Source organism: Hydrogenophaga flava NBRC 102514, from assembly GCF_001571145.1.
In the GTDB taxonomy this organism is placed as follows: domain Bacteria; phylum Pseudomonadota; class Gammaproteobacteria; order Burkholderiales; family Burkholderiaceae_C; genus Hydrogenophaga; species Hydrogenophaga flava.
In genome coordinates this window covers 1-14,397 of record NZ_BCTF01000031.1, presented here as the reverse complement: position 1 = coordinate 14,397, position 14,397 = coordinate 1, and the positions used below count along the sequence as shown (strand labels likewise).

13 protein-coding genes are annotated in these 14,397 nt (G+C 69.8%); 2 read left to right on the top strand and 11 right to left on the bottom strand.

The genetic code is table 11. The annotated features are described in order from the left end of the window. The first annotated feature begins 24 nt into the window (after nucleotides 1-24). A complete protein-coding gene (locus HFL01S_RS21520) occupies nucleotides 25-1,395 on the top strand; it encodes an aspartate aminotransferase family protein (RefSeq protein ID WP_066262570.1) in 1,371 nt (456 codons plus the stop codon). Nucleotide 1,396: 1 nt separating this feature from the next. On the opposite strand, the gene HFL01S_RS21515 is transcribed toward HFL01S_RS21520, so the two are convergent. From HFL01S_RS21515 to HFL01S_RS21480, 8 genes are read right to left on the bottom strand one after another with little or no spacing between them, the layout of a single operon-like run. Further along, nucleotides 1,397-2,545, bottom strand: a complete 1,149-nt coding sequence (locus tag HFL01S_RS21515) for an ABC transporter substrate-binding protein (protein WP_066262566.1) — start codon at nucleotides 2,543-2,545, stop codon at nucleotides 1,397-1,399. Next, the gene (locus tag HFL01S_RS21510; protein WP_066262563.1) at nucleotides 2,542-3,495 is read right to left on the bottom strand and encodes a branched-chain amino acid ABC transporter permease; all 954 of its coding nucleotides are present in this window, start codon (nucleotides 3,493-3,495) and stop codon (nucleotides 2,542-2,544) included. The genes HFL01S_RS21515 and HFL01S_RS21510 overlap by 4 nt, the downstream gene beginning before the upstream one ends. Beyond that, nucleotides 3,492-4,358 carry a branched-chain amino acid ABC transporter permease gene (locus tag HFL01S_RS21505; RefSeq protein ID WP_066262560.1) on the bottom strand — a complete coding sequence of 289 codons (867 nt, stop codon included), beginning with the start codon at nucleotides 4,356-4,358 and terminating at the stop codon, nucleotides 3,492-3,494. Before HFL01S_RS21505 ends, HFL01S_RS21510 begins: the two co-directional genes overlap by 4 nt. A 1-nt stretch (nucleotide 4,359) precedes the next feature. Then, nucleotides 4,360-5,058 carry an ABC transporter ATP-binding protein gene (locus HFL01S_RS21500; protein WP_066262557.1) on the bottom strand — a complete coding sequence of 233 codons (699 nt, stop codon included), beginning with the start codon at nucleotides 5,056-5,058 and terminating at the stop codon, nucleotides 4,360-4,362. Next, the gene (locus HFL01S_RS21495; RefSeq protein WP_066262554.1) at nucleotides 5,045-5,770 is read right to left on the bottom strand and encodes an ABC transporter ATP-binding protein; all 726 of its coding nucleotides are present in this window, start codon (nucleotides 5,768-5,770) and stop codon (nucleotides 5,045-5,047) included. The genes HFL01S_RS21500 and HFL01S_RS21495 overlap by 14 nt, the downstream gene beginning before the upstream one ends. Nucleotides 5,771-5,778: 8 nt before the next feature. Next, the gene (locus HFL01S_RS21490) at nucleotides 5,779-7,065 is read right to left on the bottom strand and encodes an ABC transporter substrate-binding protein (protein WP_066262551.1); all 1,287 of its coding nucleotides are present in this window, start codon (nucleotides 7,063-7,065) and stop codon (nucleotides 5,779-5,781) included. A 43-nt stretch (nucleotides 7,066-7,108) separates the two neighbouring features. Beyond that, nucleotides 7,109-8,173 carry a CobW family GTP-binding protein gene (locus HFL01S_RS21485; protein ID WP_066262549.1) on the bottom strand — a complete coding sequence of 355 codons (1,065 nt, stop codon included), beginning with the start codon at nucleotides 8,171-8,173 and terminating at the stop codon, nucleotides 7,109-7,111. Next, nucleotides 8,170-9,813 carry an amidohydrolase gene (locus HFL01S_RS21480; protein WP_066262547.1) on the bottom strand — a complete coding sequence of 548 codons (1,644 nt, stop codon included), beginning with the start codon at nucleotides 9,811-9,813 and terminating at the stop codon, nucleotides 8,170-8,172. The genes HFL01S_RS21485 and HFL01S_RS21480 overlap by 4 nt, the downstream gene beginning before the upstream one ends. A gap of 95 nt (nucleotides 9,814-9,908) precedes the next feature. Between HFL01S_RS21480 and HFL01S_RS21475 the strand changes: the two genes are divergently transcribed. Beyond that, nucleotides 9,909-11,036, top strand: a complete 1,128-nt coding sequence (locus tag HFL01S_RS21475; protein WP_157539009.1) for a helix-turn-helix transcriptional regulator — start codon at nucleotides 9,909-9,911, stop codon at nucleotides 11,034-11,036. Nucleotides 11,037-11,044: 8 nt separating this feature from the next. On the opposite strand, the gene HFL01S_RS21470 is transcribed toward HFL01S_RS21475, so the two are convergent. From HFL01S_RS21470 to HFL01S_RS25455, 3 genes are all read right to left on the bottom strand, one after another. Next, entirely contained in the window at nucleotides 11,045-11,986 is a 942-nt protein-coding gene (locus tag HFL01S_RS21470) for a SphA family protein (RefSeq protein WP_157539007.1), read from the bottom strand. A gap of 170 nt (nucleotides 11,987-12,156) precedes the next feature. Beyond that, a complete protein-coding gene (locus HFL01S_RS21465) occupies nucleotides 12,157-13,704 on the bottom strand; it encodes a methyl-accepting chemotaxis protein (RefSeq protein WP_084383553.1) in 1,548 nt (515 codons plus the stop codon). 112 nt (nucleotides 13,705-13,816) lie between these two features. After that, on the bottom strand, nucleotides 13,817-14,397 hold a 581-nt coding region (locus tag HFL01S_RS25455; RefSeq protein ID WP_066262541.1), incomplete at its 5' end, for an IclR family transcriptional regulator domain-containing protein.

Sequence of the window (14,397 nt, the reverse complement as noted above, 5' to 3'; positions counted from 1 at the left end):
CCACAGTTTCTCCAAGGTGTCCCCGTGAACGAACTTGACTTTGAATCCCTGAGCTTTGCCGATGCGCCCAAGATGGTCTCGGCCACCTTCCCCGGTCCCAAGGCGCAAGAAGCGCTGGCGCTGTCCGCGCGCACCGAGTCGATGGCGCGCGGTGGTGGCCGCATGCCGGTGGTGATGGACCGCGCCATGGGCGTCACCTTCCAGGACCCGGACGGCAACACCTTCATCGACCTCTCGGCCGGCGTGGGCGTGAGCAGCGTGGGCCGCTGCCACCCGAAGGTGCTGGAGGCGATCCGCCAGCAGTCGGAAGTGCTGATGCACGCGATGGAGGTCAACAGCTCCAAGCGCACCGAGCTGGCGGCCAAGATCTCCGAGATCATGCCCGAGGGCCTGCGCGGCGACTGCATCACCTTCTTCACGCAGAGCGGCAGCGACGCGCTGGAAGCGGCGGTGAAGTTCGCCAAGCGCGTCACCGGTCGGCACCAGATCATTGCCTTCCACGGCGGCTACCACGGGGTGTGGAACGCCTCGAACGCGCTGACCACCGGCACCGCCTACCGCAAGGGCTACGGACCGTTCATGGGCGGCGTGATCCATGCGCCGTACCCCTACGCCTACCGCTTCCCGTTCGACACCACCCACAAGAGCGCCGAGCAGATCGCCGGTGAATACGTGGACTACCTGCTCAACACGCCCTACACCGCGGCCGACGACGTGGCCGCCGTGATCGTGGAGCCGGTGCAGGGCGAGGGCGGTTATGTGCCGCCGTCGCCCGAGTTCCTGCAGCTGCTGCGCAAGGCCTGCGACAAGAGCGGCGCACTGCTGATCGTGGACGAGGTGCAGTGTGGCGCGGGCCGCACCGGCAAGATGTGGGCGGTCGAGCACTCGGGCGTGAAGCCCGACATGCTGACCTTCGGCAAGGGCATGGGCGGCGACGTGCCGATGGCCGGTCTGGTGATGCGCTCCGACCTGGCCGCGAAGATCCCCGACGGCTCGGCGCCCAACACCTTCGCGGCCAACTCGCTGTCGGCCGCGGTGTCCCTGACCAACATCAGCCTGCTGCAGGACCCGAAGCTGGACCTGATCAACCGCGCCCACCAGCTGGGCCAGGAGGCGCAGGCGTACATCCGCGGCTTCAACAACCCCTACATCGGCGAGGTGCGCGGCCGCGGGCTGATGATCGGCATCGAACTGGTGGAGGACCAGGCCACCAAGGCGCCGCTGACGGGCGAGAAGCTGGGCAAGCTCATGGGCCATGTGCTGAGCCACGGCGTGCTGATGGTGCCCTGCGGCCGCTACACCAACGTGATGCGCGTCATGCCCTCGCTGACCATCCCGCGCAAGCTGCTGTTCAAGGCGCTGGACGTGTTCGGAGATGGGCTGCGCAGCCTCTGATTCACTCGCGGATCCACTGGGTGTGGGCGATGCGCCATTTGCCCGCCTCCAGCTTCATCGGCAGCGCGCTGCGGTTGAGCTGGTGGCGGCCGTCGGCGCCGACCCGGAAGGGCTGTTCCATCATGCCGCTGCGCCAGGGCGCCATGGTCTGCAGGGCCTGCGCCACGCTGGCCCGGGTGATGGGGCCGCGCAGGCCCTGCAGCGTGTGTACCAGGGCCTGCGCCGCAAGATAGCCGCCCTGCGAGAGCGAGCTGGGTTCGATCTGCCGGGCGATCAGCAGGCGGCGCCAGCCCATGATCTGCATCGAGCCGCTGGACCAGGGGTCGAACTCGGCCATCGCGTAGAGGCCGTCGCCCGCACCCGCCAGCGCCTGCGCGGCCTGCGTGGTGTAGACCGGGGTGAGCATCACGATGGGCACCCGGGGCATGGCCGGCCGGCTGGCCAGCACCCATTCGATGGCGGGGCCGCCGGGGCCGGTGTAGACCACCGCCTGGCACTGGCGCGCCGCCACCCGCTGCACCAGCGGCGCCAGCGGCTCGCCCAGCTGGTACATGTCCAGCGCCGGGGCGGGCGCCCTGGTGCGCTGCGTCCAGTCCCGCACTGATTTTTCGAACGCCTCGGTCATGCCCGGCAGCGCGGGCGAGACCACGCACAGGCGCTCGTGGCGCAGCACCTGGTGCGCGAAGCTCAGGGCCGTGGCGGTGGCCACGTAGGGGCCGGCGTTCAGCGGCGCGATGTGGGTCGAAGAAAAACACGCGGGGTCGCCACCGGCGCCGGGCAGGTTGAACAGGCCGGCCTGGGCGTAGCGCGCCTGGTTCACGCCGCACTCCAGCGCACTGGAACCGCCCACCAGGGCGACGGTGCGCGGGTCCTCGATCAGCTCGGTGGCCGCGCGCTGCGCCTGCGGCGGCGACATCCGGTCGTCGATCACCCGGTACTCGATGCGCCGGCCCTGGACGCCCCCGGCGGCGTTGACCGAATCGAAGACCATGCGCGCCGCCTGCACGCTGGCGTCCGAGGCGCCCGGCCCGGTGAGGCTGCTGACCGCGCCCACCACGATGGGTTGCGGTGGCTTGTCCTGAGCGCAGACGCTGGTGGCCGAGGCCGCGAGGGCGGCGGCCAGGGGCAGGAGGCGGGCGGCGGGTGTCATGGCATGGCCTTTCGCAGGGAGGTCCAGGGGCGCAGGCCCAGCAGGCCGCGCGGGGCCCACAGGCTGACCAGCACGGCGACCGCGCCCATGGCGATCAGGTACCAGCCGCCGGAGATGCCCAGCGAGGTGGCCAGCAGCTCGCGCAGCGCAAACCAGATCAGCACGCCGATGACCGGGCCGCCGATGGTGCCGATGCCGCCGATCAGGGTGGCGAACAGCATCATCACCACCCAGTTGACGTCGAAGGCGGCGCTGGGCGCGAGGAACATGCCACCCATGAAGTACACGGCACCGGCCAGCGCGCTCATGCCGCCGGAGATGACAAAGGCCACCAGGCGCACGCGCTGCACGTCGATGCCCACGCTGCGTGCGGCCACCTCGTTGTCGCGCACGGCCGTCATGGCCAGGCCCAGGCGCGAGCGCATCAGCAGCTGCAGCCCGGCCACCGACGCAATGCCCAGCGCGCAGGACAGCCAGAAGCTCATCTGCCCGAACAGCTCGATGTCCTCCAGCGCCGACATGTCCAGCGTCAGGCCCGCGTTGCCGCCCAGGGCCTGGGTCTTGGTCACCAGCAGCAGCACCACCTCGGCCATGACCCAGATACCGATGGCGAAGTAGGCCTCGCGCAGCCGGAACAGGGCGGGCGCGATCAGCACCGCGCACAGCGCGCCGGCCAGGGCGGTGAGCGGCAGCAGCCAGTAGGGCGAGACGCCGGTGCGCTGCGCGAGGTCGAACAGGGCGTAGGCGCCGACGCCGATGAACAGCTGGTGGCCCAGCGACATCAGGCCGCCGTACCCGGCCAGCAGGTTCCACATCTGGGCCAGGCAGATGGCCAGCAGCACCTCGCTGGCCAGGCGCATCAGGCCGGCGTCCAGCCACTGCGGCGCCAGCGCGGCGGCGATGGCGCAGGGCAGGGTCCAGGCCAGGGGAAGCAGGGCGCGGGCTTTCATGCGCGGCCTCCGGCCAGGCCCTTGGGGCGGACCATCAGCGTGAAGAGGAACAGCAGGTGCGCGTACAGCGAGCCGGCGTTGGAGTCCAGGCGCTGGCCGAACAGCTGGGCCACGCCCAGCACCAGACCCCCGGCAACCGCGCCCCAGAACGAACCCAGGCCGCCGATGATCACCACCTCGAAGGCCACCAGCATGCGCTCGACACCGGAGAACGGTGTGAACAGCGTGCGCTGCGCCAGCAGGTAGCCCGCGCCCATGGCGAAGGCCGCGGCCAGGCCCATGACCTGGCAGAACACGCGTTCGGGTTTGACGCCCATCAGCCGCACCACGTCCGGGAAGTCGGCCGTGGCGCGCACCGTGCGGCCGAACTCGGTGTGCCGCAGCACCCACTGCAGGCTGGCGAACAGGGCCAGTGCCAGCAGCAGCATCAGCACCGGGTACACGCCCACCGAAAGGCCCAGCAGGTCCATGCTGGCGCTGCCCAGCGCGCCGGCGTCCACAGCGCGCGAGTCGGCGCCGAAGAGCTCGACCATGCCGTTGCGCAGCAGCACCGACAGGCCGAAGGTCAGCATCAGCGGCGTGAGCACATTGCCCGTGCGCACCGCGCGGTTGAGCAGCGTGGCCTGCAGCAGCCAGCCAAAGGCGTAGCCGATCAGCACCACCGGGATGAGCATGGCCCACACCGGCACGCTGCTGAACCAGCCCACCAGGAAGAAGCCGGCGTAGGCGCCGAGCACGATGAACTCGCCGTGCGCCAGGTTCACCACCCGCATCACGCCGAACACCAGCGCCAGGCCCAGGCCGAACAGCGCGTAGAGGCCGCCGAGCAGCAGGCCGTTGATCAAGGTCGATAGCCAGTCCATGTCATTCCCCGAAATAGGCCGCCGTCACCTGCGGCAGCGTGATGCCCTGGCTCGCGCCCTGCAGCGTGACCTGGCCCTTGAGCAGACAGGTCAGCCGGTCGGAGACCGAGCGGGCGCGCGCCACGTCCTGCTCCACCAGCACGATGGCCAGGTCGGCGCCGCGGATGCGGTCGAAGGTGCGGTAGATCTCCTCCACCACCAGCGGCGCCAGGCCCAGCGAGAGCTCGTCGCAGACCAGCAGGCGCGGGTTGCCCAGCAGCGCGCGGCCGATGGCCACCATCTGCTGCTGCCCGCCCGAGAGCTGCATCGCGTTGCGCTGGCGCAGTTCCTTGAGCACCGGGAACACCCCGTACACCGCGTCCAGCGTCCAGGGCCCACGCCGGCGGGTGAGCGTGCCCATCTGCAGGTTCTCCTCCACCGTCAGCGACGGGAACAGCATGCGGCCCTCGGGCACCATGGCCACGCCGCGGCGCGCCAAGGCTTCGGCGGGCAGGCCGGTCACATCGTCGCCGTCGAAACGGATGCGGCCCGCGCGCGGCGCCAGCAGACCGGTGACCGCGCGCAGCAGCGTGGTCTTGCCGGCGCCATTGGCACCGATGAGCGCCAGCACCTCGCCGGCCGAGAGCGACAGGCTCACGCCGGAGACCGCCTGGAAGTCGCCGTAGAACACGTCGACGCTGTCGACTTCAAGCAGCGGCATTGGCAGGCACCCCCATGTAGATCTCGCGCACGATGGCGCTGTCCATGACCTCGGCGGGCGTGTCCTCCAGCAGCTTGCGGCCGAAGTGCAGCACCATGATGCGGTCGGCCACGGCGCGCAGCGCGTGCGCGATGTGCTCGATCCAGATCACCGCGTAGCGCTGCTTGAGCTGCTGCACCAGGTCCACCATCTGGTGCACCTCGCGCTCGGTCAGGCCGCCGGCCACCTCGTCCAGCAGCAGCAGGCGCGGCTGCGCGGCCACGGCCTTGGCCATCTCCAGGCGCTTGCGGTCCAGCAGGGGCAGGGCGCCGGCCAGCTTGTCGGCGGCGCGGGACAGCCCGCAGCGCTCCAGCGCGTCCTGCGCGGCGCTGGCCGCGGCCTCGCCGCGCAGATCGGCCGCAAAGGTGGCGGCCGCCAGCGCGTTCTGGAACACGCTGAGGTGGCCGAAGGGCTGCGGCACCTGGAAGGCGCGCGCCACGCCCAGGCGCGCGCGCCGGTGGGCGGGCAGGCCCGAGAGCGGCTTGCCTTCCAGCGCGATGTGCCCCGCGTCGGCGGCCACAGTGCCGGTGAGCAGGTGGAACAGCGAACTCTTGCCGGCCCCGTTGGGACCGATCACGCCCAGGCACTGGCCGACCGGCAGATCGATGTCGATGCGGTCGGCCACCACCACCTGGCCGTAGGCCTTGCACAGGCCCCTGACTTCCAGACTCATGGGGCGCCTTACTTGATTTGCGAGAGCAGTTCGAGCTTGCCGCCCAGCGGGATGGCGGGCGCCAGCGCGTTGTTCACCACCACGAGTTCGTAGGGGTGCTTCGACCCCGCGGCCGTGCGCTTCCATTGGCCACCGGCCAGCGCCGTCCGGGCCACGCTCTTGATCGGGCTGTTCTTGAAGTCGACCTTGCCGACCACCGTGTCCAGCGTCATGTTCTGGATGGCGTCGCGCACCGCCTTGCGGTCGAACGGGTCGCCCGCGGTCTTGAGCGCGTGCAGGCCCACCTCCCACATGGCGTGCACATAGCCCAGCGGCTGGGTCCACTGGTTGCCGGTGGACTTCTCCCACTCGGCCGCGAGCTCGGCGGCGCTCTGGTTGGTGAGCGAGGACCGGTAGGGAAACGCGGGCGTCCACCAGACCTCGGTGGACATGCCGTTGCCCGCCGCGCCCAGGGCCTTGAGTGCGCTGGGGAACAGGAAGGCCGCCGCCACGGTGCAGACCTCGGGCTTGTAGCCCTGCTGCTGCGCCTGCTTCCAGAAGGTGGCGAAGTGGCTCTCGTACATGAAGCCCGAGACGATGTCGGCGTTGGCCTTCTTGAAGCTGGCGATGGGGTTGCTGAAGTCGTCCGTGGCGACCTTGAAGAAGCCGCCGGTGGACTCGGCGTAGCCGGCCTTCCTCAGCGCGGGCGGCATGCCGGCCAGCGGGTCGGCGAAGGCCGCGCCGGGTGGGTTGTCGATGTACAGCGTGCCGACCGACTTGCCGGTCTTGACGCTGTCCCAGAGCGAGGTGAAGGTTTTCACCACGTCGTCCGCACCCCAGAAGAAGTGGAACGAGAACGGGAAGCCCTTGCTGATCTTGCCGTTGCGGGCGAACAGGAAGGCCTGCCACGGCGACATGGTGCTGATCATCGGCACGCCGTGCACGTCGCACAGCTGGCCCGCGGGCGTGGAGGCGTCGCCGTCTTCCACCAGCATCAGGTCGACCTTCTCGCGCAGCACCAGCTCGCTGGCCACCTGCACCGAGCGGTTGGGGTCGGACTGGTTGTCGCGCAGCAGGATCTCGACCGGCACGCGCTGGCCGCCCACCTCCAGGCCGTTCTTGAGCAGCTCGCGCATCTTGGCCAGGTGCCACTGGTCGGCCACGCCGAAGGGCGCGCGCGGCCCGGACAGGGCGGTGATGTAACCGACGCGCAGCGCCTTCTGCTGCGCGATGGCGAAGCCGGGCAGGGCGCTGGCGGCGGTGAGGGCGACAGAGGTCTTGAGGAACTCGCGGCGTGGGGCGGGGTGGTGGTTCATGGGGCTTGCTCCGGGGAAGAAAGAAAACGGAAACGGGGAACGGTCAGGCCGGTGCGGCCACGGCGCGGGCGCCGGTGAACTTGTGCAGCGTGCGTTCGATCACCTGCGGCTCCATGCCCTGGGTGATGAACACCAGCCGCGAGCGGCGGTCGGCGTCGGGCCAGGCGGGCAGGGGCACCGGGGGGTGCACCAGGTGTTGCGCGGCGTGCACCACCAGCGGCTGTTCGGGGCGCTCGGCGATGTGGACCAGGCCCTTGAAGCGCAGCAGGCGCTCGCCGCGCAGGGCGGTGAGCAGGGTCAGCCAGTGGCGGAAGGCCTCGTCCTCGAACGGCTCGTCCACCGTCAGGCACAGGGTCTGGATGTCGCTGGCGTGCGCGTGCTGCGCGCGCTGGAACAGCGAGCCGGTGAGCGGGCCGGTGGCCCTGAACAGCCAGCCGGCCGTCTTCGGCGCGGGGGTGTTCGCCGGTGCGGGGGCGTGGAAGGGGTTGTCGAGGTTTTCCAGGTAGAGCAGGTGCTCGGAGCGCAGCGCTCCATGGTCCACCCGGTGCTGCGGCGCGCTGGGGTTCAGACGCGCCAGTCGCCCCTCCAGCGATTCGCGCGCTGCGGGCTGCACCAGGTCGCACTTGCTCAGCAGCAGCGCATCGGCCACGGCCACCTGGCGGCGGGCCTCCTCGTGCTGGTCGAGCGTGGCGAAGCCGTTGAAGGCGTCGACCACGGTCACCACGCCCGCCAGCCGGAAGTCGCGCACCAGCGAGGCATGCGTGGTCAGGGTGTGCATCACCGGCAGCGGGTCGGCCAGCCCCGTGGTCTCCACCACCACGCGGTCGAAGTGCAGCTCCTGGCGCCGCCGGCGCGCCAGCAGGTCCGCCAGGGTCTGCGTCAGGTCTTCGCGCACCGAACAGCACAGGCAGCCGCTCTGCAGCAGCCGCACATGGGGCGCGACGTGCTGCACCAGCAGGTGGTCCAGCCCGGTCTCGCCCAGCTCGTTGATGACCACGGCGGTGCGCCGCCATTCGGGGCGCTGCATCAGCTGCTGCAGCAGCGTGGTCTTGCCGCTGCCCAGAAAGCCGGTGAGCACCGTCACCGGGACGCGCGGGTCGGTGGTCATGTGTCGGCCCCGTGCACGCAACGTCCTTCGAACCAGGTCTGCAGCACCCGGGTCTGGCCCAGCTCGGCGGGGTCGATGTCGAAGACCCGACGGTCCAGCACCGCGAGGTCCGCGGACTTGCCGGCTGTGAGCGAGCCGGCCCGATCTGCCAGACCGGTGGCCTGGGCGGCGTTGAGGGTGTAGGCGCGCAGCGCGTCCTGCACGCCGATGGCCTGTTCGGGCGCGAGCGCGCCGTCCAGCCGGCCCGAGGGGTCGCGCCGCGTGACCATGCCCTGCATGGCCGGCCAGGGGTTGGGGTCGGGCACCACGGGCCAGTCCGAACCGCCGGCCACCAGGGCCCCGGCCTCCACCAGCGAGCGGATGGGGGCCATGCGGTCGACGATGTGCTTGGCCACGGTGCCGCGGATGGCGTCGATGATCACGCTCGGGAACCACAGCGGCGGCGAGAGGTCGGCCACCACGTCCAGCGCAGCAAAACGCGGGATCTCGGCCGGGTCGATAAACGTGGCGTGTGCGATGTGGTGCTGCAGCCCCGGGCCGTTGAAACTGCGCAGCACGTCGATGGCGTCCAGCGCCGCGCGTGTGGAGGCGTCGCCGGTGCAGTGGATCTTGACCCGGATGTTCTTCTGCTCGCAGTCGGACAGCACCCGAGCCAGCTGCGGCACGGTGAGCGTGGTGCCGCCGCGGAAGCAGCAGCCGTGCACCGCGTCGGGCAGGTAGGGCTCCAGCATGGCGGCGGTGCGCGACGTGGGCACGCCGTCCAGGAAGATCTTGCCGGCGTCGGGCAGGAAGTGGCGGGTGCGGAAGTCGTCGCGCAGCGCCTGCAGTTCGTCCGGCATTTCGCCGGGCGCCAGCGGGGCCTCGGTCATGGGCAGCGAACCCATCACCCAGGCGCTCAGCCGGCCTTCGTCGTCCAGGGTCTTGAGGGCGCGCATCACGGCGCGCGTCGTCAGCGCCTCCTGCATGCCGGTGACGCCGACCGCGTTCAGCCGCTTCACGGCGTGCGCCGCGGCCTCCACGTCCAGGCGGGGGGACGCGTCCAGCGCGCGCGCCACTGCCATTTCCACCAGGCTGCAGGCGGCCTCCAGCAGCAGGCCGGTGGCCTCGCCGGTGGTGGCGTCGCGCACGATGGTGCCGTTGACCGGGTCGGGCGTGTCGTCCGTGATGCCCGCGGCGGCCAGGGCTGCGGTGCTCACGAAGCGGTTGTGGTGCGAGTCGTCGCGCAGCATCACCGGGCGGCCGCCCGCGGCCTCGTCCAGCCGCCGCCGGGCGTCGGCATCGATCTCGCCGATCAGCGCCGAGCCCCAGATGCCGCCCACGATCCATTCGCCGGGCGCCTTGCCGGCGGCGGCGGCGCGCACCGCGTCCAGCACCTGGTCCAGGCTGAAGACGGGGGGCACGAACACCTCGTACAGCTCGGCGCGGCCGGCCCACACGAAGTGGTTGTGCACGTCGACCAGGCCCGGGGTCACCATCTCGCCGGGCAGGTGCACCAGTGGCGCGGTGGGCAGCACCTCGCGCGCTTCTTTCAGCGAGCCCACCGCGAGGATGCGGCCGTCACGGACCGCGATGGCCTGGGCCCACGGCCGCTGCGGGTCCATGGTGCAGATCAGGGGGTGGTGCAGGATGGTTTCTGGCATGGCGATTGCTGTGTAGTTCGGGTGAATGAAAAGTGGCGCATGGGCAGGGAATCCACCCTTGCGGTGCGCCGGTTGCTCGCTAATCTCTGCCCACCATGTCGAACGCCCCCGCCGCCTTCCTGAGAAAACCGGACGAACTGATGCTGGACCTGTACGCGGGTGCCGCGCAGCCGGCGCGCTGGGTGCAGTCGATGGACCGCCTGTGCAGCCTCACGGGCGCCCAGTCGGCCGTGGTGCAGGCCTTCCGCTTCGAGGGTGGGCAGGCGCAGGTGCTGTGGTCCGCGCAGGACTCGCGCACCCGGGCGGTCACCTCGGTGCAGTCGCCCGAACTCAACACGGGCGAGAACCCGCGGCTGGAGCAGCGGCGTGTGCTGCGCGGGCTGGACCGGGTGGCCAGCGACGAGCTGCTGTTCGATCCCGACGACGAGGCCGGCCCCCGGCTGCGGCAGCGGCTGGCCATGCTGGGCCTGGGCCGTTTCATCGGCACCCTGCAGGACGTGGGCCGCGGTGTGTACCTGGGCCTGGCCCTGCACCGCCCGGTGCACGACACCAGCGACTTTTCGGTCGAGCACGTCAACCGGCTGGCCGACCTGGCGCCGCACATCGGGCAGGCCTTCCTGCTGACCGACCAGATGCAGGCGACCATGGAGCGCGACGAGCGCCTGCGGGGCCTGATGGACAGCCTGTGCTTCGGCATCGTGCTGTGCGGCGAGGACGGCCGCGTGCAGTTGCTGAACCGGCAGGCCACGGCCCTGCTGGCGCCCGGCGCGGCGCTGTGTCTGCAGGGCGAGCACCTGTACGGCCGCTCGGCCCAGGACACCCAGGCGCTGCTCGCCGCGCTGTCGGCGGCCCGGCGTGCGGGGCCGCAGCGGGTGGGCTACCTGCGGCTGGGCGAGGGCGCCCAGGCCCTGCACGTGGCCCTGAGGCCCGGCGACGACCCCGGCTCGCTGATGCTGGTGGTGTCCTCGGCCTCGGTGGCGCTGGAGCTGCCGGCCGGGGCGCTGGAGAACCTGTTCGGCCTCACCCCCACCGAGGCCCGGCTGCTGGGCGCGATCGCCACCGGCAGCACCGTCGAGGAATACGCGCAGCTGCGGGGTGTCTCGGTGGGCACGGCGCGGGTGCAGCTCAAGCAGATCCAGGCCAAGACCGGTCAGCACCGGCAGTCCGACCTGGTGCGCCTGGTGCTGTCGTCCGCCGCGGCCCATCTCTCGGTTCCCCGCTGAAGCCGGGCTCAGAACGACCAGGCGGCGCGCACCGCGACCTGTGTGCCCTGGCTGCGGTTGCGCGCGCCGAACTCCTTGTAGACGTGGGCCCAGAACACCGGCCAGTCGGAACCGAGGTCGAAGAAGCTGATGGCCGGGCCCAGCGCCATCACGCGCGAGCGGTTGCCGTCCTGGAACTTCGAGCCGTTGACCTTGTCGTCGCTGATCTGCTGGTAGAGGTAGCCACCGACGCCTAGGGTCCAAGGTCCCACGTGCTGGCCGACGGCGAACTCGTGCTGGTACTCCATGCCCGAGCGGTACTGCGTGTCCTTGTTCTTGCCGTGCACGTTCAGCTGGATGTTGGACGACACCTCCAGCCCGGTGGGGCCGATCCAGGTGAAGGACACGGCGGGCGAGGCGGTCCAGTGGTTGGAGCCGGAGTTGATCAGGCGGTCGGCCTTGTAGGAGCCGGTGGGCAGCTGCAGCTCCAGCCGGCCGTTGACGAACAGGCCGGGCGAGGGCGTCCACTTCACCACCACCGGGGCGACGGTGATGTCGCCCACGGCGGCATTGGTTCCCTTCAGGGGCATGGGCCCCACCGGTGTGGGGATCGTGAGCCGGTTGCTCATGTCCAGGTAGGGCACGACGGCGGTGAAGCCGTAGGTGCCGCCCAGCAGCGGCACGTCGGTGGTCTTGACGATGGCCAGCGACGCGCTGTGGACCTTGAGCTTGATGCCGACCGGCGAGCGGTCGCCGCGGGTGTCGCGCAGCTGGCTGGCGCTGTAGCTGGCGCCGCGCACGCCCACGGTGGCGCCGACCGAGGACGGGGGCAGGGTGCCCGCGCCGAATTCAAAGATGCCGATGGGCGTGATGGGGGCGCCGTTCTCGACGCTGTGGGCGGCACAGGCCGCGCACGCGAGTGCGACGGCCATCAGGGGACGGGTGCCGTGGAAGGCGGGTTTGCGGTGCATGGGCTGGCCTCTTGGTGGTCTGTGGGGGGCGGACTGGAATCCGCAGACCAGAGGTTAGGCAGCGCAGGGGCACCGGGCACCTACCAAACGGGATAGGGGGCGGCTGGGGTTTGTCTGGGGTCGACTGAACTCCTGTGAAAGCTGTCTTGCCGACTTGCGTTGTGTCCTGTTCAGGAAATCCTGAACAGCGCCACCGAATCGGCAAGAGCCCTCGCCTGTTCGCTCATGGAAGCCGCCGCGGCGGCCGACTGTTCAACGAGCGCGGCGTTCTGCTGGGTGGTGTGATCGAGCTGTGTCACCGCCGTGCTCACGCCGGAGATGCTGTTGCGCTGATCCGCGGCCGACGCACTGATTTCCCCGATCAGGGTACTGACGTGCTGGACCGACTCCACCAGCTCGAGCATGGTTTTGCCCGCTTCTTCGACCTGGACGTTCCCTGCGCGCACCTTGTCGGCGGAATCGGCGATCAGCTGCTTGATCTCCTTCGCGGCGGTGGCGGATCGCTGAGCCAGTGCGCGGACCTCGCCAGCGACCACAGCAAAGCCACGTCCCTGTTCTCCGGCGCGCGCCGCTTCAACCGCCGCATTCAGAGCCAGGATGTTGGTCTGGAACGAGATGCCGTCGATGACGCCGATGATCTCTTCGATCTTGCGGGAGGACTGCTCGATCTGTCCCATGGTGTTGACCACCAGCCCCATGGCCTCCCCCCCACGCTGGGCCACCCGGCTGGCGGTGTGGGCGGTCGCGTTGGCCTGAACGGCGTTGTCGGCGGACAGCCGCACGTTGTCGGCCAGCATCTCCATGGTGGCGGCGGTCTGCTGCAGCTGGCTCGCCTGGTTTTCCGTTCGGTGGGACAGGTCCTGGTTGCCCTGAGCGATCTCGTGGGCGGCGTTCGTCATGTGGTCGGTGCCATGACGGACCTTGGTGACCACGCTGCGCAGGCCCTCGGCCATGCGGTTGAGTTCCAGGCCGAGCTGGCCGAACTCGTCGCGGTCATGTGCCTCGACCTTGAGGGTCAGGTCGCCAGCGGCCACAGTCTTTGCCGCGCGGACCGCGCTGTCCAGCGATTTCTGGATGTAGCGCACCACGGCCACCACGAAGAAGCCGATGACCGCGAGGATCAGGGCCATGACGACACTGGTGGTCCAAAACTGGGAGTGGATTTGCGCCTGGGCGTCGCGAATGGACTGTTCCAGCCTGGCCTCGCGCAGGGCTGCGAACCGGTTGATGGCTTCGTCGTATCGCTTGACCGCCGGCAGCCATTCCTTGTCGAACACCTCGATGGCGGCCTGTCGGTCACCGGCCTGCCGGCTGTCGAACATCTTTTTGTGTGCGGCCATGATCACCGGGTCGATATCGTCGATGGCCTTGAGCGCCGATACCTCCTCGGAAGAGCTGGCCCAGGACTTGATCGCCGCGTACTGCTTGTCGATCGTGGCGATCAGGGGATCGATCTCGGGTCCGAACATTGCGTCGATGGCCGGATCTTCGCTGCGCGATAGCGCCATCATCCGGACGCTGGTGACGGCCGACATCATGCGCCAGTCGTTCACCTCCTGGGTGTGCTGGTGTTCCACCTCCAGGAGCCGGTTGAGCGTGGCTTCGCTGCGCATCTGCAGCAGGTAGGCAGTGAGCAGCGAGGCCACAGCCATGACCGCCATGCCAATGAACGATGCATAGAGACGAGACGAAACGGTGACACGTCGGAAAACAGTCATGCAGGTGCTCCTGGGCCGGTCGGCGTTTGGGTGGGTATGTCCCAAGATATCGACTTGACCTGGATCAACTTGAGGCGTGCCGCTTCTGAATCACACGCCTTGCATGCCTGGGTCAGATCTCGGGAAGCTTGGACAGTTCCAGACAGATGTCCTCTTTCAGGCGCAGCAGATGGGGGGCGAGGGTCCTGATCCAGCGCTCGGGTTGTTCCGGCGTGGACATGCTGACGTTGATGACACAGATGCCTTCCGAAGACGGGAACGCGGTGGCCAGCGCCAGGACCTCGGGTTGCCAGCTGGCCCAGCAGTAGCCCTTGGACTTCATGTGGTCCGTCGCCGTTTCGATGGCCCGTCTGATCTCGGGCCAGTGCCGGCCATTGCGCTTCCTGAAGATGGGTTCGAGCAGTGCGTAGCGTTCGGCGGGCACCGTGGCCAGATACGCCCGGCCCAGCGAGGTGAGCTCCATCGGCACCCGCTGGCCGGAGACCACGTTGCGCAGCGCAACGCGCCGGTTGTAGCGGATCGACTCCAGGTAGACCATCTCGTCCCGGTCGGGGTAGGCCAGGCCGACGTTGATGCGTTCGCGCTCAGCCAGGGCGCGCATGCGCGGGGCGGCGATGGCCAGCACCTGCGAGCCCGATCGCATCGCATGCCCGAGGCTGAGCACCAGCGGCGCGAGCCGGTAGGCGCGGCGGG